The sequence below is a fragment of the Microbacterium sp. genome, assembly GCF_031179285.1.
Lineage (GTDB): Bacteria > Actinomycetota > Actinomycetes > Actinomycetales > Microbacteriaceae > Microbacterium.
This window is the reverse complement of the sequence record NZ_JAPSHY010000004.1, coordinates 70360-96423: the sequence shown is the minus strand read 5'-3', so window position 1 is coordinate 96423 and position 26064 is coordinate 70360. Positions and strand designations below refer to the sequence as shown.

25 protein-coding genes and 1 tRNA gene are annotated in these 26064 nt (G+C 68.2%); 11 read left to right on the top strand and 15 right to left on the bottom strand.

All coding sequences use genetic code 11. The features are described from left to right. Positions 1 to 232 precede the first annotated feature (232 nt). The 6 genes from RIN18_RS03855 to rpsT all read left to right on the top strand — a co-directional run bounded on the left by RIN18_RS03855 (position 233) and on the right by rpsT (position 7116). On the top strand, positions 233 to 1216 hold the full coding sequence (locus RIN18_RS03855) for an ABC transporter permease (protein ID WP_309102629.1): 984 nt from the start codon (positions 233 to 235) through the stop codon (positions 1214 to 1216). Continuing rightward, a complete protein-coding gene (locus RIN18_RS03850) occupies positions 1216 to 2142 on the top strand; it encodes an ABC transporter permease (protein ID WP_309102628.1) in 927 nt (308 codons plus the stop codon). The genes RIN18_RS03855 and RIN18_RS03850 overlap by 1 nt, the downstream gene beginning before the upstream one ends. After that, positions 2139 to 4067, top strand: a complete 1929-nt coding sequence (locus RIN18_RS03845) for an ABC transporter ATP-binding protein (protein WP_309102627.1) — start codon at positions 2139 to 2141, stop codon at positions 4065 to 4067. The genes RIN18_RS03850 and RIN18_RS03845 overlap by 4 nt, the downstream gene beginning before the upstream one ends. 115 nt (positions 4068 to 4182) lie before the next feature. Next, a complete protein-coding gene (locus RIN18_RS03840) occupies positions 4183 to 5901 on the top strand; it encodes an ABC transporter family substrate-binding protein (protein ID WP_309102626.1) in 1719 nt (572 codons plus the stop codon). A gap of 86 nt (positions 5902 to 5987) precedes the next feature. Next, positions 5988 to 6746: an alpha/beta hydrolase gene (locus tag RIN18_RS03835; protein WP_309102625.1), complete on the top strand. Its 759-nt coding sequence runs from the start codon at positions 5988 to 5990 to the stop codon at positions 6744 to 6746. 109 nt (positions 6747 to 6855) lie between these two features. After that, positions 6856 to 7116, top strand: coding sequence for a 30S ribosomal protein S20 (rpsT, locus tag RIN18_RS03830; RefSeq protein WP_309102624.1), 261 nt, complete (start codon positions 6856 to 6858; stop codon positions 7114 to 7116). Between the two features lie 61 nt (positions 7117 to 7177). Here the strand turns inward: rpsT and holA are convergent, their stop codons facing one another. The 5 genes from holA to RIN18_RS03805 form a co-directional block, all read right to left on the bottom strand. Further along, positions 7178 to 8215 (bottom strand): DNA polymerase III subunit delta, encoded by a 1038-nt coding sequence (gene holA / locus RIN18_RS03825; protein ID WP_309102623.1) that lies wholly within the window; start codon positions 8213 to 8215, stop codon positions 7178 to 7180. Between the two features lie 9 nt (positions 8216 to 8224). Then, positions 8225 to 10570: a ComEC/Rec2 family competence protein gene (locus RIN18_RS03820; RefSeq protein WP_309102622.1), complete on the bottom strand. Its 2346-nt coding sequence runs from the start codon at positions 10568 to 10570 to the stop codon at positions 8225 to 8227. After that, entirely contained in the window at positions 10567 to 11175 is a 609-nt protein-coding gene (locus tag RIN18_RS03815) for a ComEA family DNA-binding protein (RefSeq protein ID WP_309102621.1), read from the bottom strand. Before RIN18_RS03815 ends, RIN18_RS03820 begins: the two co-directional genes overlap by 4 nt. Positions 11176 to 11298: 123 nt before the next feature. Beyond that, positions 11299 to 13833 (bottom strand): leucine--tRNA ligase, encoded by a 2535-nt coding sequence (gene leuS, locus RIN18_RS03810; protein WP_309102620.1) that lies wholly within the window; start codon positions 13831 to 13833, stop codon positions 11299 to 11301. A gap of 71 nt (positions 13834 to 13904) precedes the next feature. After that, the gene (locus tag RIN18_RS03805) at positions 13905 to 15248 is read right to left on the bottom strand and encodes an anthranilate synthase component I family protein (protein ID WP_309102619.1); all 1344 of its coding nucleotides are present in this window, start codon (positions 15246 to 15248) and stop codon (positions 13905 to 13907) included. Positions 15249 to 15290: 42 nt separating this feature from the next. Between RIN18_RS03805 and RIN18_RS03800 the strand changes: the two genes are divergently transcribed. Genes RIN18_RS03800 through RIN18_RS03790 form a run of 3 tightly spaced genes read left to right on the top strand, consistent with a single transcriptional unit; the run spans position 15291 to position 17973 of the window. Continuing rightward, positions 15291 to 15962 carry a DedA family protein gene (locus tag RIN18_RS03800; protein ID WP_309102618.1) on the top strand — a complete coding sequence of 224 codons (672 nt, stop codon included), beginning with the start codon at positions 15291 to 15293 and terminating at the stop codon, positions 15960 to 15962. Between the two features lie 4 nt (positions 15963 to 15966). After that, on the top strand, positions 15967 to 16992 hold the full coding sequence (locus tag RIN18_RS03795; RefSeq protein ID WP_309102617.1) for a phosphatase domain-containing protein: 1026 nt from the start codon (positions 15967 to 15969) through the stop codon (positions 16990 to 16992). 30 nt (positions 16993 to 17022) lie between these two features. Then, the gene (locus RIN18_RS03790; protein WP_309102616.1) at positions 17023 to 17973 is read left to right on the top strand and encodes a 3-methyladenine DNA glycosylase; all 951 of its coding nucleotides are present in this window, start codon (positions 17023 to 17025) and stop codon (positions 17971 to 17973) included. Here RIN18_RS03790 and RIN18_RS03785 read toward each other — a convergent pair. From RIN18_RS03785 to RIN18_RS03775, 3 genes are all read right to left on the bottom strand, one after another. After that, positions 17877 to 19073 (bottom strand): glycoside hydrolase family 3 N-terminal domain-containing protein, encoded by a 1197-nt coding sequence (locus tag RIN18_RS03785; RefSeq protein ID WP_309102615.1) that lies wholly within the window; start codon positions 19071 to 19073, stop codon positions 17877 to 17879. The genes RIN18_RS03790 and RIN18_RS03785 overlap by 97 nt on opposite strands. A gap of 34 nt (positions 19074 to 19107) precedes the next feature. Next, complete coding sequence (locus RIN18_RS03780; RefSeq protein ID WP_309102614.1) at positions 19108 to 19764, bottom strand: SDR family oxidoreductase; 657 nt, start codon at positions 19762 to 19764, stop codon at positions 19108 to 19110. Positions 19765 to 19865: 101 nt separating this feature from the next. Further along, on the bottom strand, positions 19866 to 20936 hold the full coding sequence (locus RIN18_RS03775; protein ID WP_309102613.1) for an NAD(P)-binding domain-containing protein: 1071 nt from the start codon (positions 20934 to 20936) through the stop codon (positions 19866 to 19868). A 121-nt stretch (positions 20937 to 21057) separates the two neighbouring features. Here RIN18_RS03775 and RIN18_RS03770 point away from each other — a divergent pair. Both RIN18_RS03770 and RIN18_RS03765 read left to right on the top strand, forming a co-directional pair. Next, positions 21058 to 21133, top strand: a tRNA-Ala gene (locus tag RIN18_RS03770). 148 nt (positions 21134 to 21281) lie between these two features. Then, positions 21282 to 21467 (top strand): hypothetical protein, encoded by a 186-nt coding sequence (locus RIN18_RS03765; protein WP_309102612.1) that lies wholly within the window; start codon positions 21282 to 21284, stop codon positions 21465 to 21467. A 78-nt stretch (positions 21468 to 21545) separates the two neighbouring features. Here the strand turns inward: RIN18_RS03765 and RIN18_RS03760 are convergent, their stop codons facing one another. The 7 genes from RIN18_RS03760 to RIN18_RS03730 form a co-directional block, all read right to left on the bottom strand. Continuing rightward, positions 21546 to 21830: a hypothetical protein gene (locus RIN18_RS03760; protein WP_309102611.1), complete on the bottom strand. Its 285-nt coding sequence runs from the start codon at positions 21828 to 21830 to the stop codon at positions 21546 to 21548. Positions 21831 to 21919: 89 nt separating this feature from the next. Continuing rightward, the gene (locus RIN18_RS03755) at positions 21920 to 22225 is read right to left on the bottom strand and encodes a hypothetical protein (RefSeq protein ID WP_309102610.1); all 306 of its coding nucleotides are present in this window, start codon (positions 22223 to 22225) and stop codon (positions 21920 to 21922) included. 48 nt (positions 22226 to 22273) lie between these two features. Further along, on the bottom strand, positions 22274 to 22651 hold the full coding sequence (gene rsfS / locus RIN18_RS03750; RefSeq protein ID WP_309102609.1) for a ribosome silencing factor: 378 nt from the start codon (positions 22649 to 22651) through the stop codon (positions 22274 to 22276). Beyond that, positions 22651 to 23925, bottom strand: coding sequence for a hypothetical protein (locus RIN18_RS03745; protein WP_309102608.1), 1275 nt, complete (start codon positions 23923 to 23925; stop codon positions 22651 to 22653). The genes rsfS and RIN18_RS03745 overlap by 1 nt, the downstream gene beginning before the upstream one ends. Next, positions 23922 to 24515, bottom strand: coding sequence for a nicotinate-nucleotide adenylyltransferase (gene nadD / locus RIN18_RS03740; RefSeq protein ID WP_309102607.1), 594 nt, complete (start codon positions 24513 to 24515; stop codon positions 23922 to 23924). Before nadD ends, RIN18_RS03745 begins: the two co-directional genes overlap by 4 nt. Positions 24516 to 24530: 15 nt before the next feature. Continuing rightward, the gene (locus tag RIN18_RS03735) at positions 24531 to 24755 is read right to left on the bottom strand and encodes a hypothetical protein (protein ID WP_309102606.1); all 225 of its coding nucleotides are present in this window, start codon (positions 24753 to 24755) and stop codon (positions 24531 to 24533) included. A 52-nt stretch (positions 24756 to 24807) separates the two neighbouring features. After that, positions 24808 to 26061 carry a glutamate-5-semialdehyde dehydrogenase gene (locus RIN18_RS03730; RefSeq protein ID WP_309102605.1) on the bottom strand — a complete coding sequence of 418 codons (1254 nt, stop codon included), beginning with the start codon at positions 26059 to 26061 and terminating at the stop codon, positions 24808 to 24810. Positions 26062 to 26064: the final 3 nt, after the last annotated feature.

Here is a 26064-nt window from a genome sequence, read left to right as displayed (position 1 = left end):
CGATTCTACGGTCAGGGGAGGCTAATCCTCGATTCGCTCGAACCGGTGATAGTCTCCCGAGGTTGCACCGGACCGAACACTGACACTGAATCCCGCAGTCGTCACGACTCAGTCACAGCGCGGAACCGGGCGCCACTTCGCATGAATCCGCGGATGGTGCTTGAATTGCATCCGACCCAGCGTTGCGTCGGCAGATCCCGGGCGCGTCTGTAGAAGAGAAAGAATCATCACCTTGATCAAGTATCTGTTGCGCCGCATCGCGGGGTGGGTGCTGATGATCGTCGTCGCGACGAACATCACCTACTTCCTCGCCTGGCTGTATCTCGATCCTGAGAACAACTACGTCGGGCGCCGGCCGCCGAAGACCGCCGAGGAGATCGCCGCTCTTCTCGAGCCGCGCAACCTCAGCGAGAGCGTTCCGCTCCTCGAGCGCTGGTGGAACTGGTTCTCCGCCATCCTGTTCCGGTGGGACTGGGGGCGCGGGCCGACGGGTGACTTCGTGAACGAGCAGGTCGCGTACCGGATCTGGGTCAGCGCGGAGCTGGTTCTGGGCGCGACGATCCTCACGACCGTCCTCGGCATCGCGCTCGGTGTCTACACCGCATCACGGCAGTACAAGCTCGCCGACCGCATCGGTCAGGCGACGTCGATCATCACCATGAACATCCCGGTGGTGGTCGCCGGCCTCGCGATCGTGCTGCTCGCGATCGGCTTCAACAACCTCGTCGGCGTCCGGGTGTTCTATGTCACCGGTTCCGCCAGTCAGGGGGTCGAGGGCTTCTTCCCGGTCCTCGTCGACGTGCTGCAGCATGTGACGCTGCCGACACTCGCGCTCGTGCTCACCGGTTACGCCGGCATCCACTTCCTGCAGCGCTCACTGCTGCTCGACAACATCAAGGCCGACTACGTGCGCACGGCTCGCGCCAAGGGCCTCACGAAGCAGCAGGCGATCCGCAAGCACGCCCTTCGCACCTCGCTGATCCCGGTCACCACGCAGGTCGCGTTCACGATTCCGCTGGTGTTCACCGGCGCGGTGCTGACGGAGACCATCTTCAACTGGAACGGCATGGGCAAGTACTTCCTGAACGCCCTCAACAACAACGACATCCACGGCACCGTCGCGATCGCGGCGTTCGGCGCCCTGATGACGGCAATCGGCGCGATCCTCGCCGACATCGCCGTGGTGATCCTCGATCCGAGAGTGCGGGTGAGCTGATGTCCGTCGAGATGCTGGGGATGACCCCCGAACTGGGCAAGGAATCGACCCCACCGACACGGCGCAAACGCACGTCGAAGTGGACGCTTTACAGCCGCCGGTTCATGCGCAACCGCGGAGCGGTCGTCGGGCTCGTCGTCCTCGCCGCCCTCGTGCTGTTCGCGATCATCGGCCCGCTGGTCGCGCAGTACAGCCACACCGACCTCGACTTCCTGGCGCTGCGCAAAGGCCCGTCGGCCGAGCACTGGTTCGGCACGAACGGATCGGGCAACGACAACTTCGCCCAGGTGGCCGTCGGCCTGCAGCGCTCGATGATGATCGCCCTGCTCGTCGCGCTCGGCACCACGGTGGTCTCCGCGATCGTCGGCGCGACCGCCGCGTTCTTCCGTGGGCCCTACGAGCGCATCATGCTGATCGTCATCCACTTCATGATGGTGGTGCCGAACTTCCTCATCCTCGCGATGATCTCGAACGACGTCGGCGGCAACTGGCTCGTCATCTCGCTGGTGATGATCTTCGTGGTCGGCTGGTTCATGCCCGCCCGCATCATCTGGACGCTGTCGCTGTCGCTCCGGGAGCGCGAGTACATCCATGCGGCCCGCTACGCGGGCATCTCCGGCTTCCGGATCGTGCTGCGGCACATGCTGCCGAACATCGGATCGCTGCTGGTGATCAACTTCACCCTCGGCGTCGTCTCCGCGGTGCTCACCGAGACCGCCCTGTCGTTCCTCGGCTTCGGCGTGAAGCTGCCCGACGTCTCGCTCGGCGCGCTCATCGGCTACGGCTCGAGCACGCTCGCGAGCGCACCCTGGTTGTTCTACTTCCCGGCGGCGGCTCTGACGATGCTCACCGTCTCGATGGCACTCATCGCCGACGGACTGCGCGACGCCCTCGATCCGACTTCGGCGGCTGGAGGTCGCGCATGAGTACTGTCCTTTCCGTCCGCGACCTCACGGTCACCTTCCCCTCCGAGGCCGGGCGCGTCGACGCCGTCCGCGGCGTCTCGTTCGATCTCGAAGCCGGCAAGACCCTCGGCATCGTCGGCGAGTCCGGCTCGGGGAAGTCCGTCACGTCGCTCGCCATCATGGGCCTGCTCGATGACAACGCCAAGGTCACCGGGTCGATCGTCTTCGACGGGCAGGAGCTTCTCGGCAAGTCCGACAAGCAGCTGTCGACAATCCGCGGCAACGGCATGGCGATGGTCTTCCAGGATCCGCTCACGTCTTTGACGCCGGTGTTCACCATCGGAGATCAGCTGATCGAGGCTCTCACCGTGCACCGCCGCCTCTCCAAGCGCGAGGCGTGGGAGCGCTCGGTCGAGCTGTTGAAGCTCGTCGGCATCCCCGAGGCCGAGCGGCGGATGAAGGCGTTCCCCCACGAATTCTCCGGCGGCATGCGCCAGCGCGTGGTCATCGCCATCGCGATGGCCAACAACCCGAAGCTGATCATCGCCGACGAGCCGACCACGGCGCTCGACGTCACGATCCAGGCGCAGATCCTCGATCTGATGGACAAGGCGCAGGAGGAGACCGGCGCCGCGATGATGATGATCACCCACGACATGGGGGTCGTCGCCAAGACGGCCGACGACGTGCTGGTGATGTACGCGGGCAAGCCGGTCGAGCACGCCCCCGTGAGAGAGACCTTTTACCACACGCGGATGCCGTACTCGATCGGGCTCCTGGGCGCCATCCCCCGCGTCGACAAGACCGAGAAGGTGCCCCTGATCCCCATCAAGGGCAACCCGCCGCTGCTCATCAATCTCCCCGACGCGTGCCCGTTCGCCAACCGCTGCCCGATCGCGATCGATGCGTGCCTGCAGGGCGAGCCCGAACTCCTCCCGGTACCGACCCCGGGCGGTGAGCCGCACACCGCCGCGTGCATCCGCGCGCACGAGATCGAGGACGGCGGCGTTCTGGGTGGCCTGCCCGTCTTCCCGCTGCCCGTCATCCCGGAGAGCCCGCTGGCCGCCCTCCCCCGCGAACAGCGCCCGATCACCCTCGAGGCCGTCAACCTCTCGAAGACCTTCCCGCTGCTGAAGGGCGCTTTCCTCAAGCGCAAGGTCGGCGAGGTGCGCGCGGTCAAGGGAATCAGCTTCGATGTGCGCGAGGGTGAGACGCTCGCCATCGTCGGCGAGTCCGGCAGCGGCAAGACCACCACGCTCCTGCAGATCATGGATCTCGTCGAGCAGGAGGACGGTGACATCCGCATCGCCGGCAAGAGCGTCAAGGACATCCGCAACCGCTCCGAGGAGCGGGAGCTGCGCCGCAACCTGCAGATCGTGTTCCAGGACCCGATGGGTGCGCTGGATCCGCGTATGACCGTGTGGGACATCATCGCCGAGCCGATGTTCGCGATCGGGATGGGCAAAGACGAGGTCCAGGACCGCGTCGAAGAGCTCATGGGACTCGTGGGTCTCGATCCCGCCCACAGCGATCGTTTCCCGACCGCGTTCTCGGGTGGTCAGCGGCAGCGCATCGGCATCGCCCGCGCGCTCTCGACCAACCCGAAGGTGGTCGTGCTGGATGAACCGGTCTCCGCGCTCGACGTGTCGATCCAGGCCGGCGTCATAAATCTGCTCGACGAGCTGAAAGCGAAGCTGGGGCTGTCGTACCTCTTCGTGGCTCACGATCTCGCCGTCGTGCGTCACATCGCAGACCGCGTCGCGGTGATGTACAAGGGGGAGTTCGTCGAACATGGAGACGTGGATCAGGTGTTCGATGATCCGCAGCATCCCTACACCAAGGCACTGCTCTCGGCGATCCCCATCCCGGATCCTGACATCGAGCGCACACGTCAGCGCATCATCCTCCCCGTCGAAGGTTTCGACGCGCTGGATATCGCGGGCTGACGCGCGCGGCATGTGCACAGTCCGATAACGGTTCGGTGCCCATGCGATGCGCGCGTGCGGGGCAGAGCTATTCTGCCCCTATCCCAAGTAAGGCCGACAGGCACTAAGGAGTACCATGAAACGGCATCAGAAGCTGATGGGGATCGTCGCTCTCGGCGGCACCCTCGCACTCGCCATGAGCGGTTGCGCAGCGGGCAACGGTAACGGCGGCGGCGAAGGCGGCGAGGGCGAAGCCCCCAAGACCGTCACCGGAGCTGACTACAACCCCCAGCCGCGCGAGAACCTTCAGCAGGGCGGCGAGCTGCGCATCCCCGTCCCGAACATCGCGGAGCAGACCAACTACTTCCACAGCGACGGCGACGCCCGCATCACGCAGATCGGAACCTGGTTCCGCCCGCAGGTGCTGCTGATGGACCCGGACGGCACGATCAAACCGAACCCGGCGTACCTCGACGACTACAGCTTCGGCATCGAGGACGGCAAGACCGTCCTGCACTTCAAGGTCAACGAGAAGGCAGTCTGGAACGACGGCACGCCGATCGACGTGACCGCGTTCGAGAACACCTGGAAGGCCAACAGCGGCGAGGACGAGGCGTACCTGCCCAACGCCACCGACGGCTGGAAGGAAATCGAGTCGGTCGAGGCCGGCGAGAACGAGCGCGACGTCATCGTGACGTTCAAGGGCGAGTTCGCCTGGCCCGAGATGGTCTTCTCGCAGCTGCTCCACCCCGCGGTGAACACCGCCGAGCTCTTCAACACCGCCTTCCTCGGCGACTGGCACCCGGAGTGGGCTGCTGGCCCCTACACGGTCGAGTCGTACGACAAGACCGGTGGCGTGGTCAACCTCGTCCCGAACGACAAGTGGTGGGGCGAAGAGCCGCTCCTCGACAAGGTCACCTTCATCCAGATGGAGCCGACCGCGGCCGTCAACGCCCTGCGCAACGACGAGGTCGACATGGCCGAGACCGGCAGCGCCGAGCTGCTCGCACAGGTCGAGGACCTCGAGGGCGTCGAGACGTACAGCGGCCAGGCAACCGCCAACGCGCTGTTCACGCTGAACTCCGAGACTCCTGCCCTGGCAGACCTCGAGGTTCGCGAGGCCATCATGACCGCGATCAACCTCGAGCAGGTCAAGGAGATCGCCTTCAACGGCCTGAACTACACCGAGGAGCCCGCAGGGTCCCTCACGCTGTTCTCGTTCCAGCCTGACTACTTCAACGCTCTGGAAGAGGCAGGCCGCAAGGACGGCGACACCGAGGGTGCGAACAAGATCCTCGATGACGCGGGCTGGGTCGCCGGCGACGACGGCATCCGCGAGAAGGACGGCGTTCGCCTGTCGATCGTCTTCCCGAACCACAGCGACACCGAGACGGCCCGTGCGCGTACCGTCGCGGTGCAGGCTCAGCTGAAGGAGATCGGCGTCGAGGTGCAGGTGGACCAGCGCCCGTCCGCTGACTTCGCCGAGGACTACACGACGAAGAACTGGGATCTGTTCTTCCTCAACTTCACGTCCTCCGACCCGTTCGGTGCCGCCTGGTTCTGCCAGCTGTACTGCTCGGACAGCGGTCTGAACCTGTCGGGTACCGGCACCGAGGAGATCGACAAGCGGATCCACGAGGAGATCGAGACGATCTCCGACCCGGAGGAGCAGACCAAGGCCGCGATGAAGCTCGAGGCCGAGATCTTCGCCGAGACCTGGGGTGTCATCCCCGCGTTCAACGGCCCGGAGATCTGGACCGTCAAGGAGGGTCTCGCCAACCTCACGCCCGAGCCCTACGTGGGTCTCGACCTCTTCGGCATCACGCCGGTGGAGAACGTGGGCTACGAGAAGTGATCCCATCGGGCACTGAGCAGGTCTGAGTGTCCCGGAGCGGGGTCGGTGGTTCGTCCACCGGCCCCGCTTTCTCTATGCTGGCTGCTGTGAACGTCCAGGTCGTCTTCGTGCACGGCATCCGCACATCCCGGACGATGTGGCTCTCGCAGGAGGCCCATCTCGAAGAGCGCGGCATCCGGTCGGTGGCGATCGATCTTCCCGGTCACGGTGCGACTCTCGGCGATCCCTTCGCGATCGAGAAGGCCCTCGCTGCCGTCGATCGCGCTGTCCGCACCGCTGCCGTCGACGGTCCGGTGCTGCTGGTCGGTCACTCGATGGGCGGTCTGCTCGCACTTTCCGTCGCGGGAAGTGAAGAGCCCCCGCCGGTCGCCGGAGTCGTCGCGGCGTCATGTACCGCATTCCCCCGCGGTGCCGCCCTTCGCACCTATCGTCTGCTGGCCAGTGCGATGAATGCCCTTCCCGGGCGTGGGTCCTGGCTGACGAAGCGTGTCCTTGCCGCCACCTTGCCGGTCGAGACGCGGGAGCACTTCGGCGCGGGAGGCTATGCGTACGATGCGCAGGATGCCGCCCTCAGCAGCCTCGTCTCTCTCGACCTCACCGCGTCCCTGACGCGGATAGGGGTTCCGCTGTGGTACGTGAACGGTCAGTGGGATCAGCTGCGCGTGAACGAGGCGCAGTTCCTGCGCCTCACCCCTCATGCCGAGCTCATCGTCGTCCCGCGGACGACGCATCTGGTCACCGCGATGCGGCCCGGCATCTTCAATGCTGTGCTGGACCTGGCGGTGGCGTCGATCGTGACCCGGGAGTCGGAGGGCGCCATTTCGCGACCGGAGCCCGACTACTGATAGACTCGACTCTTGGCTTGCGTGTGGGTTCTTCCCTCACGATCGCCGCGCAGCAGCCCTCTTCTGCCGCCGGCACTCCATCACACACCTGTACAGAAAGCGTCCACACGTGGCAAACATCAAGTCGCAGATCAAGCGCAACAAGACCAACGAGAAGGCTCACGAGCGCAACAAGGCCGTCAAGAGCGAGCTGAAGACGCTCATCCGCTCCACCCGCACCGCTGTCGCCGGTGGCGACAAGGCTGCCGCCGAGGCCGCCCTGAAGGCCGCTTCGCGCAAGCTCGACAAGGCCGTCAGCAAGGGCGTGCTGCACAAGAACCAGGCGGCGAACCGCAAGTCGGCCATCGCCAAGCAGGTCGCCGCTCTCTGAGCCGCATCCGCGTGAAGAAGCCCGCCCCTTCCGGGGCGGGCTTCTTCGCGTTCAGGCCGGCTCACTCGCCGAACGGCTGACGGGTGGCGATCACCGTCACCATGCGCTCGAGGGCGAAGATCGGGTCGCGCGCCGCGCCCTTGACCTCGGCGTCCGCGCGAGCGGTCGCCTGGATCGCCATGCCGAGCGACCGCTCGTTCCAGCCGGCGAGGTCGCGACGTGCGCGATCGACCTGCCAGTCCTTCATGCCCAGGCGCTGCGCCAGCTGACGACTGGCTTCGCGGTTGCCGGCCACGCGCGCCATGGTGCGCAGCTTCATGGCGAACGCCGCGACCATCGGCACCGGGTCAGCACCAGACGAGAGCGCATGCCGCAGCGCGACGAGGGCCTCACCGTAGCGACCTGCGATGGCAGTGTCGGCCACCACGAAAGCCGACACCTCGACTCGGCCGCCGTAGTACTTGGTGACCACCTCTTCGGTGATGTCGCCCTCCACGTCGCCGATGAGCTGCTGGCAGGCGGCCGCAAGTTCCGTGAGGTCGTCCGCGAACGCCGAGACGAGGGCGCGAAGAGCCGTGGGAGCGATCCGCTTCTTCGCCGTGCGGAACTCTCCCGCGGCGAAATCGACCCGGTCGCTGTCACGCTTGATGGCGGGGCAGGCGATCTCGATGCCACCGCCGGTGCCGGCGCGCAACGCATCGAGCAGCTTCTTGCCGCGCACCGTCGCGCCGGTGTGGCGGAGAATGACCGTCGCGCCCTCCTGCGGCTGATCGAGGTAGGACACCGCCTCCTGCAGGAAGGCGTCAGAGCATTTCTCGACGCCGGCCACCCGCACGAGGCGGGGTTCGCCGAAGAGCGACGGGGAGGTCAGCGCCAGCAGCGAACCGGGAGCGTAGTCGTCGGCGCGGATGTCACTGACCTCGAGCGCAGGATCTTCGGCGCGAAGGTAGTCTCGCACTCCGGCGATCGCCCTCTCGGCGCAGATCTCTTCGGGGCCGGAAACCAGGACCAGCGGGGCCGGGCGAGGCTCACGCCACGATACCTGCGGGACCTTCGTCGCCTTCGTGCCTGCTCTCGACGGGGTACGCGCAGCGGCCATGCAGCCAGCCTACCCGGGGTCGCCGACGCCCGACCCCGAAGCCGGTTCCTCGTCCACCGCGCGCTCGGTCCACACCTCGAGCCGTCCGTCGCGCACCCCGACGAGGATCAGACCCTGCGTGTCCGTGCGCAGCACGTGCGCGCCTGCGGCCGCGAGGACGTCGAGCGTCTCCTGTCGCGGATGCCCGTAGTCGTTGTCGGCGCCGGCGCTGAACAGCGCCGCCGAGGGGGCGAGTACCTCGTACAGACCCGCGTCCTGATCGGCACTGCCGTGGTGCGCCACCTTGACGACGGGGTAAGGCCCGCGCAGTGCCCCGCTGCCCAGAAGCATGCGCTGCGGGAGTGCCGAGAGATCACCGAGGAACACCGAGCGCGGCACTTCTCCCCCGCCGATGTCGATCACGACACTCGCATCGTTTCCCGCGGGAAACGCGGCCGAGTTCATCCTGGGCCACAGCACACGCCACGATGCTGCGCCCAGGTCGCCGCGCATGCCCGCCGACGCCTCGACGAGCGCGGCCCCGGCCGCAGTAAGGTCGGCCAGCATGCGCTCATCCTCCGGCTCCGCCGCCGGCCCATGCATCACCGTGTCCACCCGACCCATCACCGCCTTCACGCCGCCGACGTGATCCAGGTCGAAGTGCGTCAGCACGAGTAGGTCGACGCGATCGACGCCGAGCGACCGCAGGCACTTCTCCAGCGGTGCCGGCTCCGGCCCGGTGTCGATGAGTGCGATCGAGCCTTTCGAGCGGACCACCAGGGCGTCGCCCTGACCCACGTCGCACGCGGCGATCGCCCAGCCGGCGGGAGTGGTGGCGGTGGCCAGAGGACCCGCGAGAATGAGATGCGCTCCCCCGAGCGACACGCTGATGATCACGACGCCGGCCGCGCCGACCCTGGCGATGCGGAGACGCGCGGGGATCTGTGAAGGTCGAAGCGCCACGAGCGCGAGCGCACCGCTCAGCACCGCTACAAGCAGTGCGCTTCCGATTCCCGGAACGACCAGCAGTTGCGCAACAGGCAGCTGGGCGGTCGTGCCCGCTGTCGAGGCGATCCATGCCGAAGGCAACCACGCGGACGCCACCAGCAGATCCGCCAGCACGGGAATCGGCGCCGCCAGGCATGCGAGCAGCCCGATGACCGTGGCCAGCGGCGCGGCGGGGGCCGCGAGAAGGTTGGCCGCGATGCCGATGATCGACTGCTGCTCGGCGAAGAGCGCGATGATCGGCCCGCAGACGAGCTGGGCAGACAGAGGTACCGCGATCGCCAGTGCCAAGGCCTCCGGCATCCATCGACCGAGCCCCGCGGCCAGCGGGCGTGCGAGCACGACGAGGGCCGCCGAGGCGGCTGCCGACAGCGCGAAGCCGGGGGTCGCCGCCAGCCACGGGTCTGCGAGGAGGATCGCCGTGACACTGAGCGAGAGCACTCCGATCCCCGCGCTCGGGCGACCGAGCATGACGGCGAGCATCGCGACAGCTGCCATCACTCCGGCACGCACGACGCTGGGCTCCGGCGTGACCAGCACCACGAACGACGCGAGTGCGGTGAGTGACAGCACTACGCGGAGCGTGCGGCCACCGCCACAGAGCGCGGTCACCCAGAACGCGGCTCCGACGACGATCGCGCAGTTCGCTCCGCTGACGGCGGTGAGGTGACTCAGACCGCTCGTGCGCATGTCGTCGTTCAGCTCCGGCGTCACCGCGCGGGTATCGCCGACCGCGAGACCCGGGAGGAGCCCCGCCCCGGGCTCGGGGAGGCGTAGCGAACGCTCCACGAAGTCGTGTCTGACGCGTGCCGCCACGCCGAACGCTCCCGACGCGGGTCGAAGGATCTCGGCCCGGTTCGTGAAGATGATGAGCGCCGCCCGCTCGCCGGCATCCGTCGCTTCTGCTTCGCCGACCACTCGCAACTGCGCGCCGAGGTCGAACCCGTCATCGGGTTCCACACCGACGCGCATCGACACCGAGACCGGCGTCGCCCTTCCCGGGGGCCCCGCGTGAGTCGTCTGCACGTCGAACCAGAGCCGGCCGTCCTTCCCGACGGATGAGGATGAGCTGACCTCGGCGAGCACCTCGACCACCCGACCGTCGTGGAGGGCGACACTGTCGCGCGGCGGCTGAGCGAGGGCGACGCCTGCGGCCATCGAACCGGCCGTCGCGAACAGCAGCAGCGCGAGCGCGCCGCGCCCATCCGGCCTCGCCCGCCGCCGTCCGAGCAGCACCCACAGCGCCACGCCGGACAGCGCGGCGCACGCTGCGGCGCACCCCCAGGCCACGGCCGGGGCGAGCACGCAGAGCAGCGCGGCCGACCACACCGTCACCACCAACGGCACCAGCCGCAGCTCGCGTCGCCTCACACCCGCACCCCGTCACGAAGCCCGGCGAGCATCTTCTCGCCGATGCCAGGGACCGCGAGCAGATCGTCGACGGAGGTGAAGCGGCCGTTCTCCTCGCGCCAGGCGATGATCCGCTCGGCGAGTGCGGGCCCGATACGTGGCAGCGTCTCGAGCGCGGCCTGATCGGCGGTGTTCAGATCGATCCGGGCGTCTGCCTGAGGCAGCGGCGGGGCGCCGGGCCGGACGCCCGCGCCACCCACGGGCGGCACGATGATCTGCTCGCCGTCGGTCACGACCCGAGCGAGATTCACGGCCTGCAGATCCGCGGCATCGGTCGTGCCACCGGCCGCGGCCAGCGCGTCGATCAGCCGCGCGTCGAGGTGGAGGACGTACAGCCCGGGTTCGTGCACCTCACCGAGCACGTGCACATACAGTTCACCGTCAGGGACAGCCGACGCGCCGCCCTTGTCGTCGTCCATCGGCAGTGACTGCGCCGGCGGTGCCTGACCGCGGAGGATGCCCATTCCCACCGCGACCGAGAGCACGACCAGCGCGAGCACGATCGCCGCGCCGATGCTCAGCCGCCGGCGCGACCGTCCGTCGGATGCGGGTTCACTCGCTGTCACCCGACCACGCTAGGACTCCGCATCCGTCGGCCCGGCGGCGTATGCCACGATCCGTGGAGAGGGAGTGGCGCCGCGTTCCTGTGCAGACCGGATCGGCTGGCACTCCGGACGCGGCGCCCGAGCTCAGCCCTTGACCGCGAAGCTCACGATCTTCGGTGCACGCACGATGACCCGCATGATCTCCCTGTCGCCGATCGACCGGATCACGCGCTCATCGGCGCGAGCGAGCGCTTCGAGCTCCGCCTCGCCGATCCGGGCAGGGACCTCGAGCTGCGCCCGCACCTTGCCACCCACCTGCACGACCGCCGTCACCGTGTCTTCGACGAGGAGCGCCGGGTCGGCTGAACGCCACGTCACCAGGCCCACCGAGGGCTCGTGACCCAGCATCTCCCACATCTCCTCGGCGGTATGCGGGGCGAACAGATCGAGGATCATCGCAGTGACTTCCGCCGCCTCACGGACGGCAGGGTCGGCAGGGCCGGCACCGGTGTCGATGGTCTTCCTGATCGCGTTGACCAGTTCCATGAGGCGAGCGATGACGACGTTGAGCTTGGTCTGCTCCACCAATCCCGGGGCATCCGCCAGCAGTCGGTGCGTGATCCGCCGCAGCGCCTGATCGCCCTGCGCCCAGATCACATCCGGGTCGCTCGTCACGTCCCGCGCCACGCGCCATGCGCGTGCCAGGAACTTCTGCGCACCAGCGGTGGAGACGTCCTCCCAGTGGATGTCGTCTTCGACCGGCCCGGCGAAGGCGATCGCCACGCGAACCACGTCGGCACCCGGGTCCTGCATGCTGGCGGCGAACTCGACGAGGTTCCCCTTGCTCTTCGACATCTTCGAGCCGTCGAGCAGCACCATGCCCTGGTTGATCAGGGTGGTGAAGGGCTCGGTGAAGTCGATGAGCCCCATGTCGAAGAGCACCTTGGTGATGAACCGCGCATACAGCAGGTGGAGGATGGCATGCTCGACGCCACCGATGTAGGAATCGACGGGAGCCCACCGGTCGGCTTCCGCAGGGTCGAAGGCGACCTGGTCGCTGCCGGGCGAGAGGAACCGCAGGAAGTACCAGGAGCTGTCGACGAACGTGTCCATGGTGTCGGGGTCGCGGAGCACCGGATCGCCCGTCTTCGGGTCGACGGTGCGGACCCAGGATTCGGCCGCACCCAGGGGCGACGAGCCCTTCGGAGACAGGTCGAGTCCCTCGACCCCGGGGAGCCGCACGGGCAGCTGGTCCTCGGGAACGGGGACGATGCCGCCGTCCTCGGTGTGCAGCATGGGGATCGGGGTGCCCCAGAACCGCTGGCGGGAGATCAGCCAGTCGCGCAGGCGGTAGTTCTTCGCCGCGCGGCCGGTGCCGGCCGCCTCCAGCTGCTCGATCGCCCGAGCGATGGCGTTGCGCTTGGAGAGACCGTTGAGCGCTCCCGAGTTGATGAGCCGACCGTCGCCGGTCAGGGCGATCCCGGTGCTGGAGGGGTGCTGCTCCTCGAGGGCCGCACCAGTGTCGATCGGCACGCCGTCCTCGTCGACCTCGATGACCGGCATGGCTCCGGTGATCGGAGCGGTGGTGTCGACGACGACCTTCACCGGCAGGTCGAAGGCGCGCGCGAAATCGAGGTCGCGCTGATCGTGTGCGGGTACCGCCATGACCGCGCCGTGTCCGTAGTCGGCGAGCACGTAGTCGGCTGCCCAGATCGGAAGTCGTTCGCCGTTGACCGGATTGACCGCGTAGCGCTCGAGGAAGACGCCGGTCTTCGGGCGATCGGTGGCCTGCCGGTCGATGTCGGACTCCTTCTGCACCTGCGTCAGGTAGTCCGGGAACCGCTGGCGCACCTCGGCCGGTGCATCGGCGGCGAGCTCGGCGGCGAGGTCCGAATCGGGTGCCACGACGAAGAACGTCGCGCCGTGCAGGGTGTCCGGGCGGGTGGAGAAGACCGTGACGGGCTCGTCACGTCCCTCGATGCGGAAGTCGACGTCGGCGCCGACGGATCGGCCGATCCAGTTGCGCTGCATCTGCAGCACCTTGTGCGGCCAGAAGCCTTCCAGCTGGTTCAGGTCGTCCAGCAGGCGGTCGGCGTAGTCGGTGATCTTGAAGTACCACTGGGTGAGCTTCTTCTTCACGACCTCGGCGCCGCATCGTTCGCAGCGGCCGTCGATGACCTGCTCGTTGGCGAGCACGGTCTGGTCGTTCGGGCACCAGTTCACCGGGCTCTTCTTGCGGTAGGCCAGTCCGCGCTCGTAGAGCTTCAGGAACAGCCACTGGTTCCAGCGGTAGTACTCCGGGTCGGAGGTGTGCAGCACCCTCGACCAGTCGTACGAGGTGCCGAACTCCTTGAGGCTCTGCTTCTGCTGAGCGATGTTCGCGTACGTCCACTCCCGCGGATCGGCTCCTCGCTTGATCGCCGCGTTCTCGGCCGGCAAGCCGAAGGAGTCCCACCCGATCGGGTTGAGCACGTTGTGCCCGCGGTGCCTCCAGAAGCGCGCCACGATGTCGACGTAGGCGTAGTTCTCGGCGTGCCCCATGTGCATGTCGCCGGACGGGTACGGGAACATCCCGAGCACGTACTTGCGCGGGCGTGTGTCGTCGCTGCTCCCTGTGCGGAACGTGTCGTTGTCTGCCCAGTACTTCTGCCACTTGGTCTGGATGGCGTGGGCTGACATCGGCTCGTCTGCGGAAGGTGAGGTCACATGCTCGGACAACGAAAACGACCAATCTGAGAAGAAGAGCGGGGTCAGTTCAGGATATCGGAACCCCAGTGCCCGGGCAGGACGGCGCCGAGCGCTGCCAGCGGCGCCCGCGCCTTGGTCGCGACCTCGGCGACCTCGTCCGTCGCCACCGAACCCCAGGTGATCCCGCCGCCGGCGCCCACCACGGCGCTCTCCCCCTCGATGACGATGCTGCGGATGACCATCGCGAGATCCAGCGAGCCGTCGTCGCCGATGTAGCCGAAGCACCCGGCATACACTCCGCGCGGGCCACCCTCCAGCTCGTGCAGCCGCGTCATGGCAGAGAGCTTGGGAGCGCCGGTCATGCTCCCCGCAGGAAACGCCGCCTCGAGCAGCTGCCCTACCGTGGTGCCCTGAGCTGCGATGCCGCTCACCGTGCTCACCAGCTGGTGCACCGCCGGGTAGCTCTCGACCTGCCAGAGCCCGTCGACGCGGATCGACCCCGGCTCGCACACCCGCGAGAGGTCGTTGCGCATGAGGTCGACGATCATCACGTTCTCCGCGCGCTCCTTCTCGCTGGCGGACAGTTCCGCCGCGAGCGCGGCGTCGCTCTGCGCGTCCCGGCCCCGCGGTCGGGTGCCCTTGATCGGCCGGGTGCGGATCACCCCGCCCGCTGCGTGCAGGAACTGCTCCGGGCTCGCGCTCAGCAGGCTGCGGCCGTCGATCCGGACGAAACCGCCGTGATGCGCGGGCGTGGCCTCCCGCAGGCGGAGGTAGGCGGTGAGGGGATCATGCCGGCCGGCGACCGTGAATCGAGTCGTCAGGCAGAGCTGGTAAGCGATACCCGCACGGATGAGGTCCCGGCACCGCTGGATGAGCCTCGCGTACTCATCCGGTTCGTGCCTGGCGTGCGCGGGGAGCGCCGCGCGGGACGCGACCGCGGGCGTTGAGACGCGGGCCTGGGGGGCGCGCTGCTCGTCGGCGTCGACGAATCGTGCCCAGTCCTCCAGGTCGTCGTCGTCCGCCAGCAGCCAGACGCGATTCTCCGCGTGATCGAAGGCGGCGACCCGCTGGGCACGGATCCACCGGCCTCCCGCGGCGTCCGCCTCTGCGGTCGGCGCCCCGGCCCGTCGCGCTCCGCTCTCGTAGTCGCACCATCCCACCCACCCGCCGCCGAACGGGGGCGAGCCCCGGTCGGGGGTCGTCGACGGTGCCCCGGGTGTGGCGTCGAGACGCACGTCGGCCGGCAGCTCCGCGCGCTCGCCGGTGCCCATGAAGCTCCAGCCCTCCGTCGCGCCGGCTCCGGCATCCAGCCAGAAGACCTCCGCTGACGTGGCCTCGAGAGCCACGAACAGCGACACCGGGTCGACGGGCCGGGCGAGGGCGCGGGCGGACAGGCGATCGAGCACGTTTCCCAGCGTAGAGCCGCGGCGCTCCCGTATCCTCATGGGGTGGATGACCTCCTGCTCTGGCTGTTCGATGTCGTGCGGTCCATCGACCCGGTCACCCGCACGCTTCTGGCCGGCCTCGCGGTCATGCTGGAGACCAGCATCCTCATCGGGCTCATCGTCCCCGGCGACACCATCGTGATCATCGCCTCGATGGGCGTCTCCACCCCGCTCGAGGGCGTCGCCATAGGCGTCGCCGTCGTCATCGGCGCCCTGATCGGCGAGAGCATCGGCTTCGGCCTCGGTCGCTGGCTGGGGCCCCGCATCCGCAGCTCGTGGGTGGGAAGACGCATCGGCGAGCGCAACTGGATCCGCGCAGAGAACTACCTCCGGCGCCGCGGCGGCGTCGCGATCTTCCTCTCCCGGTTCCTGCCGGTCCTGCACTCGCTCGTCCCGCTGACGGTGGGCATGAGCGCCTACCCCTATCGCAGATTCCTCGCATGGACGGCACCCGCGTGCATCCTGTGGGCCGCCGCGTATGTGAGCGTCACCTCTCTCGCCGCGGGCGGGTTCCGTGAACTCGTCGACCGCGTGCACTATGCCGGTTACCTGTTCGTCGGGGCGATCGCCCTGTTCCTGCTGCTGGTGTTCCTCGGCAAGAGGCTGATCTACCGGATCGAGGCCCGCCATATCGACACGGCGGAGACGGACGCCGCGACCGACGTGAAAGACTGAGGCGATGCCTTCCGCTACCCCGGCACCCCGGATCCACTGGTTCGCCCGACTCGAGCACCGCATTCACGTGTGGCGCGAGCGTCGCGCGCGCCGTCGCGGCCGCACCGCGACGATCCTCCCGTTCCCGGGATACGGCGGACCGGGATGGGTGCGCGTCGTCGGCCGGGTGCTGATCGTGCGTCCTCAGCGTGCGGCGAAGAACGGTGAGCCCGCGAGCGTGCGCGGGTGGCGCAGTTTCGTCGGAATCCCGGTGAGCTTCGCGAATGTCAGGATCGACATCGGCGGCACCGTGCATGAGGTGGCCGCCGACCGCGGCGGCGTCATCGACACCAGGATCGAGGCGGATCTGCCCGCCGGATGGCAGACCTTCACGATCTCGGTCGAGGGGCAGGAGCCCGTCGAGGCGACCGCGTTCGTCGCCGCCCCCGGCATCCATTTCGGCGTGGTCTCCGACGTCGACGACACGGTGATGGTGACAGCTCTCCCCCGCCCGTTCATCGCCTTCTGGAACTCCTTCGTCCTCGACGAGCATGCTCGCCTCCCGGTTCCCGGGATGGCCGTGCTGTTGGATCAGTTGCTCCGCGAGCATCCGGGAGCTCCGATGGTCTACCTCTCCACCGGGGCATGGAACGTCGCTCCGACGCTCAAACGGTTCCTCGGCCGGCACCTCTTCCCGGCAGGGGCCATGCTGCTCACCGATTGGGGCCCGACACACGACCGCTGGTTCCGCAGCGGCAGAGACCACAAGCTCAGCAACCTGCGGCGTCTGGCCGTCGAGTTCCCCGATGTGAAGTGGCTGCTCATCGGCGACGATGGTCAGCACGACGAGGCGATCTACACGCAGTTCATGCAGGAGCACCCGGAATCCGTCGCCGGCGTCGCCATCCGGCGACTGCTTCCCGCCGAGGCCGTCCTCGCCGGTGGACGCGCCGAACCCGAGCCGCACGCGGCCGACTCCGCACCATGGGTGAGCGCCGAGGACGGCGCGGGCCTCCGCGACCAGCTGAGCGACGTCGGCATCCTGCGCTGAGACGCAGCTCTGGAAAGCGACGGCACAGCGATGGCGCAGCAGGAGGCGGCCCTCTCCGAACAGGAGTGGCAGGGGCTCGAGGAGGCTCACCAGCAACGCGCCGATGAGCTGACCGCAGAACATCGTGCGCGCGCGGCTCGAGGCGAAAAGCACCCGGTCTGGGACTTCCTGTTCACCTACTACTCCTACAAGCCCGCACAGCTTCGCCGATGGCATCCCGGGGCGGGCGTGCAACTCCAGCAGGCTCCGGAACGTTTGGGGTGGCGCTGGTACCGTGCGGGCTCAGACGAGGCAAGCGCGGTACCCGACGCCGACGCGTTCGCGACCGAGAAGCCGGAGCTCGCAGGACTCATCGAGCGGATGCTGCGACGCACGGCGTCGCGCCCAGGACAGTTCGGATGTTTCGGGCTGCATGAGTGGGCGATGGTCTATCGCGCCGACGAGCACCGGCACCCCGTGCCCCTGCGGCTCGGACGGTCGGGCACGGATGCCGTCGTCGAGAGCCATGATCTGCGGTGCACGCACTTCGACGCCTTCCGCTTCTTCACGCCGGCCGCCGCTCCCCGCAATCGGTCAGCCCTGGATCGGTCGTCACAGCAGCTGTTCGAGCAGCCGGGTTGCCTGCACGCGGGCATGGACCTGTACAAATGGGCGATGAAGCTCGGCCCGCTCGTGCCGGGCGACCTGGTGCTCGACTCCTTCGAACTGGCCCGGGACATCCGCCTGCTCGACATGCAGGCAGCCCCCTACGACCTGGCCGCCTGGGGTGTGGCGCCGGTGCGGATCGAGACGGCGGACGGCAAGGCCGAGTACGTGCGCCGCCAGCGGTCGTTCGCCGAGCGTGGTGCGGTGCTGCGGACCCGACTGCTGTCCGCCTGGCTCGGTCAGGACGCCGGCTCGCATTCGCCGCAGGGCGCCCAGACGGCGCCCGCGGCGGCGAGTTCCAGCCGAAGTGTCAGCACACGCTCCGCTGCCTCCTGAAGGCGCTCCGCCGGCAATGTTCCGGCCTCGACGGCGGCCGTGATCCCGGCGACGATCTGGCTCGCCGTCGCGGGGGTCGAGTGAGCGATCGTGAGCACGAGATCGTTGCCGGCCGAGAGCGCCGCCACCGCATTGGCGACGGGGTCTGCGTATGCGGCGATGCCGGTGGACTGCAGCATGCCGAGATCGTCCGTCACCGTGACGCCGTCGAAGCCCAGGTCGTCTCGGGCGATCTCATGCCATCGTGCCGACAGCGAGGCCGGAGCCGGGTCGACAGCCGTGTACGCGAGATGCCCGAACATGAGAAGCGACGCGCCGGCATCGATGCCGGCCACGAACGGCACGGCATCGGCGGCTCTCCACTGCTCGAGCGTGATGGGTGTCGACGGGATGAGCTCGTGCGAATCGCCGGGAGCGGCGCCGTGCCCGGGAAAGTGCTTCAGCGTGGAAGCGACCACCGGCTCCTCAGCCGTCACCGCTGCCGCCACGCGCTCGGCTGCGGTGGCGGGGTCGGCGCCGAGGGAGCGGCCGAAGATGAACGACGACCGATCGGCGGTCGTGTCGGCGACGACCCCGAAGTTCACGTTCGCTCCCCCGCGGGCGACGAGAGCCGCGCGGCCGGTGAATGCCGCTGCCGTGTCGGCAGGCGGCGCACCCTTCAGTGTCGGCGCGGCCGCGAATCCGTCCCAGTTCAACCGCGAGACCGGGCCGCCTTCCTGGTCGATGGCGATCAGGGGCGGGATGCCGCCGTCGCCGATGAGCGCCGCCGTGACCGATCTGAGCGCGTCCTCCGTCTCCGGTACATTCGCGCCCATCAGGATGAAGCCGCCGAGTCCGCCATCCTGGGCCATGTAGCCCGCAAGAGCGGCGGTGTCGCTCGAGGCGATGTGACCCATGACGACGCTCGCCGCCTGCTCCTGGGTGGTCATGCTCGAGACCATCGCCGCCGCTCGCTCGACGGGAGCCGCAGCCGCCGTCATCGGCACGGGTGCGGCTGCGGGAACCGCTGGCCCGGTTTCTCGCGAGGGGCTCTGCGTGAGGAAGACGGACGCGACGATCGCCGCCGCCGCGGCGGCTCGGATCAGAACAGCCCGGCCCATGTCTTCACTCTATGTCGCGCCCTCTTGCTGCCAGTCAGCAGCCGATGGCCGTGTCGATCGCCAGGGCAGATCCCCGCGGACCGTTGCCGAACCGGATCGTCCGTCCGATCGTGCACGGCTCCCGGAGCGCCGCGACGATGACGGCGGCGACGTCTGCACGCGATACCTCGCCGCGCCCGTCGGGGTCGAGCTCGATGCGGCCGGTCGGTTCGTCGAGGGTGAGAGTGCCGGGGCCCAGGATCGTGCCGTCCAGGTCGGCGTTCCGGAGGTGCTCGTCGGCGGCCCACTTGGCGTCCGCATAGGGAAAGAATCCGTCATCCTCCGCCACACCGTGATCGGCCGTCGATCCGATCCAGGAGACCATGACGTAGCGGCGGACCTCCGCGCTCGCCGCCGCATCCATGGTGCGGATGGCGGCATCGCGGTCGACCGCGTAGGTGCGCTCCGGGCTTCCGCCACCCGCGCCTGCCGACCAGACGACCGCGTCGTGTCCCCGGATGATCTGGGCCAACGCCGCCACGTCGAGCTGCTCGACATCCGCCACCACTGCCGCCGCCCCGGTGGCTTCCACGTCGGCGACATGGTCGGGGTTGCGGATGATGGCGGTCACCTCGTCGCCCCGCTCGACGAGGAGAGGTGCGAGCAGGAGAGCGATGCGGCCGTGGCCGCCGAAGACGATGACGCGGGACAAGGTGTTCTCCTCTGGTCTGCGGATCACGCTCGCGGATCGTGGATCGCGATCGCGGGGTGTGACTTGGAACGATACTCGTCTCGGCTCGAGATCCATTGCGATCAGCCGATCTCGAGCGCTGCCCCCTGTCGCGAGAGCGCCCGCTGCACGCCTCGAGCCGCCGTGCGGCCGGCGCGGTTCGCACCGATCGTGCTCGCCGACGGGCCGTAGCCGACGAGCTGGATGCGAGGATCACGAACCGCGGCGGTCCCGCGGCCGTTCCGGTCGAGCTGGATGCCGCCGGATTCGCTGCGCAGACGCAGTGGTGCGAGGTGCCCGATCGCCGGACGGAATCCTGTCGCCCAGAGGATGACATCGACCCGCTCGAAGCGGCCGTCCGCCCAGCGCACTCCATCCGGTTCGATGCGGGAGAACATCGGCAGCCGGGAGCGGTAGGCGCCCAGCCGCTCAGCGTCACGCTCCTGCGGACGGAACATGAGACCCGTCACGCTGACCACACTCTGCGGCGGGAGTCCCTGGGCCACGCGCTCCTCCACGAGCGCGACGGCCGCGGCTCCGGCCTCGGGCGTGAAGTCGTCCGTCCGCCACACGGGGACGCGTCTGGTCGCCCACAGGGTCTCGGTGATCGGCGCGAGCGCCCCGAGGAACTGCACCGCGGAGGCGCCGCCGCCGACGACGAGGACACGCTTGCCGATGAAGTGTTCGGGGCCCGGGTAATCCACGGTGTGCAACTGCTCACCGAGGAACGTCTCCATACCCGGGTAGTGCGGCAGGAACGGGTGGGTCCATGTCCCCGTGGCGCTGACGAGCGTCCGGGAGCGCCAGCTTCGCGCGCCGGCGTGGACGACGAGAGCGCCGTCTTCGTCGGTGACGCGATCGACGCGGACGGGACGGATCACCCGCAGCCCGTGCTCCTGCTCGTACGCGTCGAAGTACTGCGGGACGACGACATTGGCTCGGCGGCCGTCTCTCGGCGGAGGGGCGGAACCGGGAAGCTCGGCGACGCCGTGCACGTCTCGCATGGTCAGTGCGTCCCAGCGATGCCGCCATGCGCCGCCCGGTTGCTCGTCGGCGTCGAGGACGACGTGGTCGATGCCGAGCCGGGTGAGATGGAAGGATGCCGACAGGCCCGCTTGCCCCGCTCCGATCACCACGCTCTCGAGAATGCTCACAGTTCTCATCAACGCCCGGAGCAGCGCGGTTGTTCCGTTGCGGGCCGCCGCACGATTGGCCTTCGAGCGGATCGGTGTAGTACGCTTTTCGAGTTGCCCCGGCGGTTTCGGGACAGCGTCTGGGCCTGTGGCGCAGCTGGTAGCGCACCTGCATGGCATGCAGGGGGTCAGGGGTTCGAGTCCCCTCAGGTCCACCAGAGAATCCCGCGTGAGATCGCGGGATTTCTTCGTTTCTCGGGGCTCTCCCGCCGCCGACGCTAGCGCGCCCGTTCGCGTCGGTCAACCCGTTCCTTCGCGGGCTCACACGGTCCTACCGTGGTCGCACCACGACGAAAGGACGCGACCATGTCGAACACACCCACCCCTCCGATTCTGCCGTTCCCGGACGGCGAACCGTCCGAAGAGGTCCCGACGACGGAGGTCGACGGCGACGAGCTGCTGGATCCGGATGTCGATGACGACCAGATCGACAGCGCTGCCGCCGACCGCGTGGCAACCACCGACACGTACGACGAGGAAGACGAACTCTGAGTTCCTCAGCGGGCAGGCTCAGCACGCCGCCGAACCTGCCCGCCTGCGTGAATCCGCTCGATCCCCGAGCGGAGGCCTTCAGGTCGCCAGCAGCGGGGGCAGGTGCGGGATAGACACCGGACGCGTCGCTCGGCTCACGCCCTGCATCCGTTCGACCTCTTCGAGCACTTCGAATGCGGAACCGTAGAACGATGAGAGGGGAAGCTCTCGCAGCCAGACCACCTCGACCTCGGTCTCGGCGAGCTCGTAGACGCACGCGACGACATGACGAGGGTCGTCCGCCTGATACCGCAGGTCGTTGATCACCCACTCCGATGGCGTGATCCGTCGCAATGCGAACCTGGGATCCGGTGCTCCTGACATCTGGCGGCCCTCCAAGACTCTCTCCCCAAGGCGAGTGTCCGTGAGTTGCCGCAGGCAATGTAGACCCTTGACACTTCGCCGTCTTGCTGTCAGGCGTCGAAGACCTCGTCCACCATCGTGATGCCTCCGGTCGAGTTCGCGGAGTGCATGAGTTCCTCGATCCACCGCGAGTTGAGGGCGGGCGGTTCCGCTTCGTCGAAGGTGAACCGCAGCGGGATCGCAGGGTGCAGCCAGATGGTCGAACGCCCGCCCGGTTCGTCCTCAGCGTGCTTCCAGGACAGCGTGAAGCTCTCCTGCCGGCGCAGCTTGGTGGCGATGACCACCTTCAGGTGCGCCAGAGCGCGATCCTCGAGGTGGATCGGACGCGCTTCGCCGTCGTACAGGAGTGTGCCCATTCCTGAACCGTAGCGCAGTTCGGAGGATGCCCGGCAGCGTCCTGTGAGCTACTCGCCCGCGACCGTCTCGGTGAGGTGGATGGGAACGACGGGACAGTCCTTCCAGAGGCGCTCGAGCCCGTAATAGACCCGTTCCTCCTGATGGAAGACATGCACGATGAGGTCGCCGAAGTCGAGCAGCACCCAGCGAGCCTCCGCCCGACCTTCTCGGCGGACGCGCTTGTGCCCCGACTCGATGAGTCGGTCTTCGATCTCATCGGCGATCGCAGCGACGTTGCGCTCGCTGTTTCCGGTGACGAGCAGGAAGATGTCAACGAGCGGCAGGGGCTCGGAGACGTTCAGCGCGATGAGGTCCTCTCCGCCTTTGGAGGCGGCGGCGTCCGCTGCGAGTTGCAGCATCTCTTCAGCGGTTTCAGGTGATTGCATCAGAACACATTCGTGGTGAAGGCGACGATGAGAGCGACCGCCAAGGCGAGGGCCAGACCACCGGCGGTGATCGCCAGAGTCAGCATGAGCTTGTTGCCCTTTTCGGGGGCGGGAGGCCGGATGACTTCGCCGGCGGATTTGATCGTGCTGACCGCGGAGCTCGCGGCGATCGGAGTGGGCGACGACGCCGGCGGCAGTTCGCCGTCGATCAGCACGGCGTCGACCTCTCGGCCGTCCGTCGTGCCGTGGGCGTGACCCTGGGAACCGAGGCCCTGCGGGAGCTCATACGAGCCGGTGACGAGCACTTCGCCGGTGGCTGCGACCGGCCCCGAGAGCGAGCCGCCGTTCGTTCCCTGCGTGAAGATGAGGGCGCTCGGCGCGATGTGCTGCGACCCGGTCGAATCGTTCACCGTCAGCAACTCGTCGAAAGAGGGCGAGAACGGCTTGTGTTCGATCTCTTCGCTGAGCAGCCCCTGCCCGAAGCCGGGGTTCACCGTGGGGCGCTCGTCGGCGGTGACCTCGGAATCATCATCGTCTCCGACGTCGGCGAGGACGTCGTCGTCGGATGGCCCTTCGGACGGCGTCGTCCCGATGCCCAGCACGTCGACGATGTCGTCACCGGATGCGTTCTGCGACGGCTCGACGGGCTCGCCCGTCAGCGGAGTCCGGGTCGTCGCTCCACCGGCAGTGGCACTGACCGGGACCGAATCGACCTCGTCGTCGACGACATCGCTCTCGTCGTCATCGGGCGTGCCGAACCGAGGGACCTCCGAGACGATCTCCGCCTCGACGGTCTTTCCCCGGGCGACGTCTTCGGTCGGCGCCACGGGCTCGAGGGCCTCGACCTGGACGAGCTGCTCGGCTGCATCGGCGGGCTCATCGGCCTCCGCGGGCTCGGCGGCCTCCGCAGGCTCGGTGACGCCGCCGGCATCCACCGCGAACGTCGGCTCCGAGGGGGCGGGGACGTCTTCCTGCGGTGAGGGATCGGATACAGGCACCGACCCGGTTCTGCTTCGCTCCTTCTCCCTGACCTGGCGGCGGGTGAGCGGCGTCGAGAAGGCGCCAGCGGGGTCGGTGTCCGATGCCAGCGAGCTGTCTGCGGCCAGCTCGGTCCGCGGCTCGGAAGGAGCCGGCGGAGAAGGCGGCGAAGGCGGCGCTGCCGCGGCAGCGGCCGCCTCGTCGGGGCTGATGACCGGCGTGGAACCGGTCAGCCGGATCTCGCGCAACTGCTTGCGCGTCAGCGGACCCTGTCCTTGCTGATCCGATTTACTCATGCCTTGCTCCGATACAGATGATGCTTCGCGATGTACTGAACGACCCCATCGGGGACCAGGTACCAGACGGGCTCGTCGTCGCGGACCCGCTGCCGGCAGTTCGTCGACGAGATCGACAGGGCCGGCACCTCAAGCTGGCTGACGTCGCTGGGCGGGAGGCCGTCCGTGCTCAGGACGTGTCCTGGGCGGGAGACCGCGACGAAATGAGCCAGGTCCCACAACTCATCATGGTCTCTCCAACTGAGAATTTGCGCTATGGCGTCGGCGCCGGTGATGAAGAAGAGTTCGGCGTCGGGGCGCTCGCGCTTCAGATCCCGCAGCGTGTCGATCGTGTAGGTGGGCCCAGCGCGATCGATGTCGACCCTGCTGACGGTGAAATCGGGGTTGGATGCCGTCGCGATCACCGTCATCAGATAGCGGTGCTCGCTGGGGGTGACCTCTTCCTTCTGCCAGGGGCGACCGGTGGGGACGAAGACCACCTCGTCGAGATCGAAGGAGTGCGCGACCTCGCTGGCTGCGACCAGGTGCCCGTGATGGATCGGGTCGAAGGTGCCGCCCATCACGCCGATGCGCGGAGCACGCGAGGTCATCGTCTTCATAGGGGCCTAGTGGCCGTGCCCTGCCCCGTGGCCGTCCTTGCCGTGCTTCGCAGCCCACGCCTCGGCCTTGGCCGAGTGCCGGTTGGCGACGTTGCGGTACGAGAGCGTGACGAACCCGAGGAACGCGAACACGATCGCGGCGATGACACCGAAGATGAGGGTCTCGAGAGCGACGTTTCCGTGGTGCTCCGTTTCAGCTGCGGCCATCGCCATCTGTGCGACGAGGTTCATCATTGCTCCGTTTCGTGACCGGGTGCGAGAAGACGCCTGTCCATCCTATCGGTCAGCCGCGTGTCTGACCCGAGCCACGCGCCAGCCACTTGGTGCTCGTCAACTCGCCCAGGCCCATGGGACCTCTAGCATGCAGCTTCTGGGTCGAGATGCCCACCTCTGCACCGAACCCGAACTCGCCACCGTCCGTAAAGCGCGTGGATGCGTTGACCATCACCACCGCCGAATCGACCTCGGCGAGGAACCTCTCCGCGTTGCGGGAATCCGTCGTGATGATCGACTCCGTGTGACCGGTGCTGTACCGGCGGATGTGTTCGAGCGCATCGTCCAGCGTGTCGACGACCTTGATCGCGACATCCAGACTCAGGTACTCGGTGGCCCAGTCCTCCTCGGTGGCGGGGATGACACTCGTGACGAGACCCGCGACGACGTCGTCGCCGTGGATGGCCACCCCCTCGCTCTGCAGCGCGCTCGCGACGAGCGGGATGAGGCGGGACGCGGCGGCGCGCAGGACCAGCACCGTCTCGACCGCGTTGCAGACGCTCGGGCGCTGCACCTTCGCGTTGACGACGATGTCGCATGCCCAGTCCGCCGGTGCGGTCTCGTCGAGCACGATGTGCACGTTCCCCGCCCCGGTCTCGATGACCGGCACGGTGGACTCGGTGACGACGGTCTCGATGAGGCCGGCGCTTCCCCTGGGCACCAGCACGTCGATCAGCCCGCGCCCGTGCATCAGAGCCTTGGCGCCATCACGGCCGAAGTCGTCGACGGTCTGGATCGCCTCGCGGGTGATTCCCGCCCCCGCCAGCGCATCCCGCATCACCTCGACGAGGACGGCGTTGGACTCGAGAGCCGCGCTGCCGCCGCGGAGCACGACCGCGTTCCCTGAACGCAGTGCGAGGGCGGCGATGTCGACGGTCACGTTCGGTCGCGCCTCGTAGATCGCGCCGACGACACCGAACGGCACGCGCACCTGCTCGAGGGCGACGCCGTTCGGCATCCGATGCCCGCCGACGACCTGTCCGACCGGGTCGGCGAGGCCGGCCACCTCGCGGACGGCGGTGGCGAGGGCCGCCACTCGCTTCTCGTCCAGCCGAAGCCGATCGATCAGCGAATCGCCGATGCCTTCCTGCCGTCCTCGGACGATGTCGAGCTCGTTCGCGGCGATGATGCGATCGGCGTGCGTCTCGAGCGCCACAGCGATGGCCTCGAGCGCCCGGGCCTTGTCGTTGCTGGTGAGTGCCGCGGTGGCGCGGGAGGCCTCCTTGGCACGCTCCAGGCGCACGCGAGGGGTCTGGTCGGTCATCGG

Coding starts and splice junctions, on each gene's coding strand:
- RIN18_RS03850 (WP_309102628.1), top strand. CDS start 1,216: ATGTCCGTCGAGATGCTGGGGATGACCCCCGAACTGGGCAAGGAATCG.
- RIN18_RS03845 (WP_309102627.1), top strand. CDS start 2,139: ATGAGTACTGTCCTTTCCGTCCGCGACCTCACGGTCACCTTCCCCTCC.
- RIN18_RS03840 (WP_309102626.1), top strand. CDS start 4,183: ATGAAACGGCATCAGAAGCTGATGGGGATCGTCGCTCTCGGCGGCACC.
- holA (WP_309102623.1), bottom strand. CDS start 8,215: ATGGCCGCTGCGCGTACCCCGTCGAGAGCAGGCACGAAGGCGACGAAG.
- leuS (WP_309102620.1), bottom strand. CDS start 13,833: ATGTCAGCCCACGCCATCCAGACCAAGTGGCAGAAGTACTGGGCAGAC.
- RIN18_RS03795 (WP_309102617.1), top strand. CDS start 15,967: ATGCCTTCCGCTACCCCGGCACCCCGGATCCACTGGTTCGCCCGACTC.
- RIN18_RS03790 (WP_309102616.1), top strand. CDS start 17,023: ATGGCGCAGCAGGAGGCGGCCCTCTCCGAACAGGAGTGGCAGGGGCTC.
- RIN18_RS03785 (WP_309102615.1), bottom strand. CDS start 19,073: ATGGGCCGGGCTGTTCTGATCCGAGCCGCCGCGGCGGCGGCGATCGTC.
- RIN18_RS03765 (WP_309102612.1), top strand. CDS start 21,282: ATGTCGAACACACCCACCCCTCCGATTCTGCCGTTCCCGGACGGCGAA.
- RIN18_RS03760 (WP_309102611.1), bottom strand. CDS start 21,830: ATGTCAGGAGCACCGGATCCCAGGTTCGCATTGCGACGGATCACGCCA.
- RIN18_RS03755 (WP_309102610.1), bottom strand. CDS start 22,225: ATGGGCACACTCCTGTACGACGGCGAAGCGCGTCCGATCCACCTCGAG.
- rsfS (WP_309102609.1), bottom strand. CDS start 22,651: ATGCAATCACCTGAAACCGCTGAAGAGATGCTGCAACTCGCAGCGGAC.
- RIN18_RS03745 (WP_309102608.1), bottom strand. CDS start 23,925: ATGAGTAAATCGGATCAGCAAGGACAGGGTCCGCTGACGCGCAAGCAG.
- nadD (WP_309102607.1), bottom strand. CDS start 24,515: ATGACCTCGCGTGCTCCGCGCATCGGCGTGATGGGCGGCACCTTCGAC.
- RIN18_RS03735 (WP_309102606.1), bottom strand. CDS start 24,755: ATGAACCTCGTCGCACAGATGGCGATGGCCGCAGCTGAAACGGAGCAC.
- RIN18_RS03730 (WP_309102605.1), bottom strand. CDS start 26,061: ATGACCGACCAGACCCCTCGCGTGCGCCTGGAGCGTGCCAAGGAGGCC.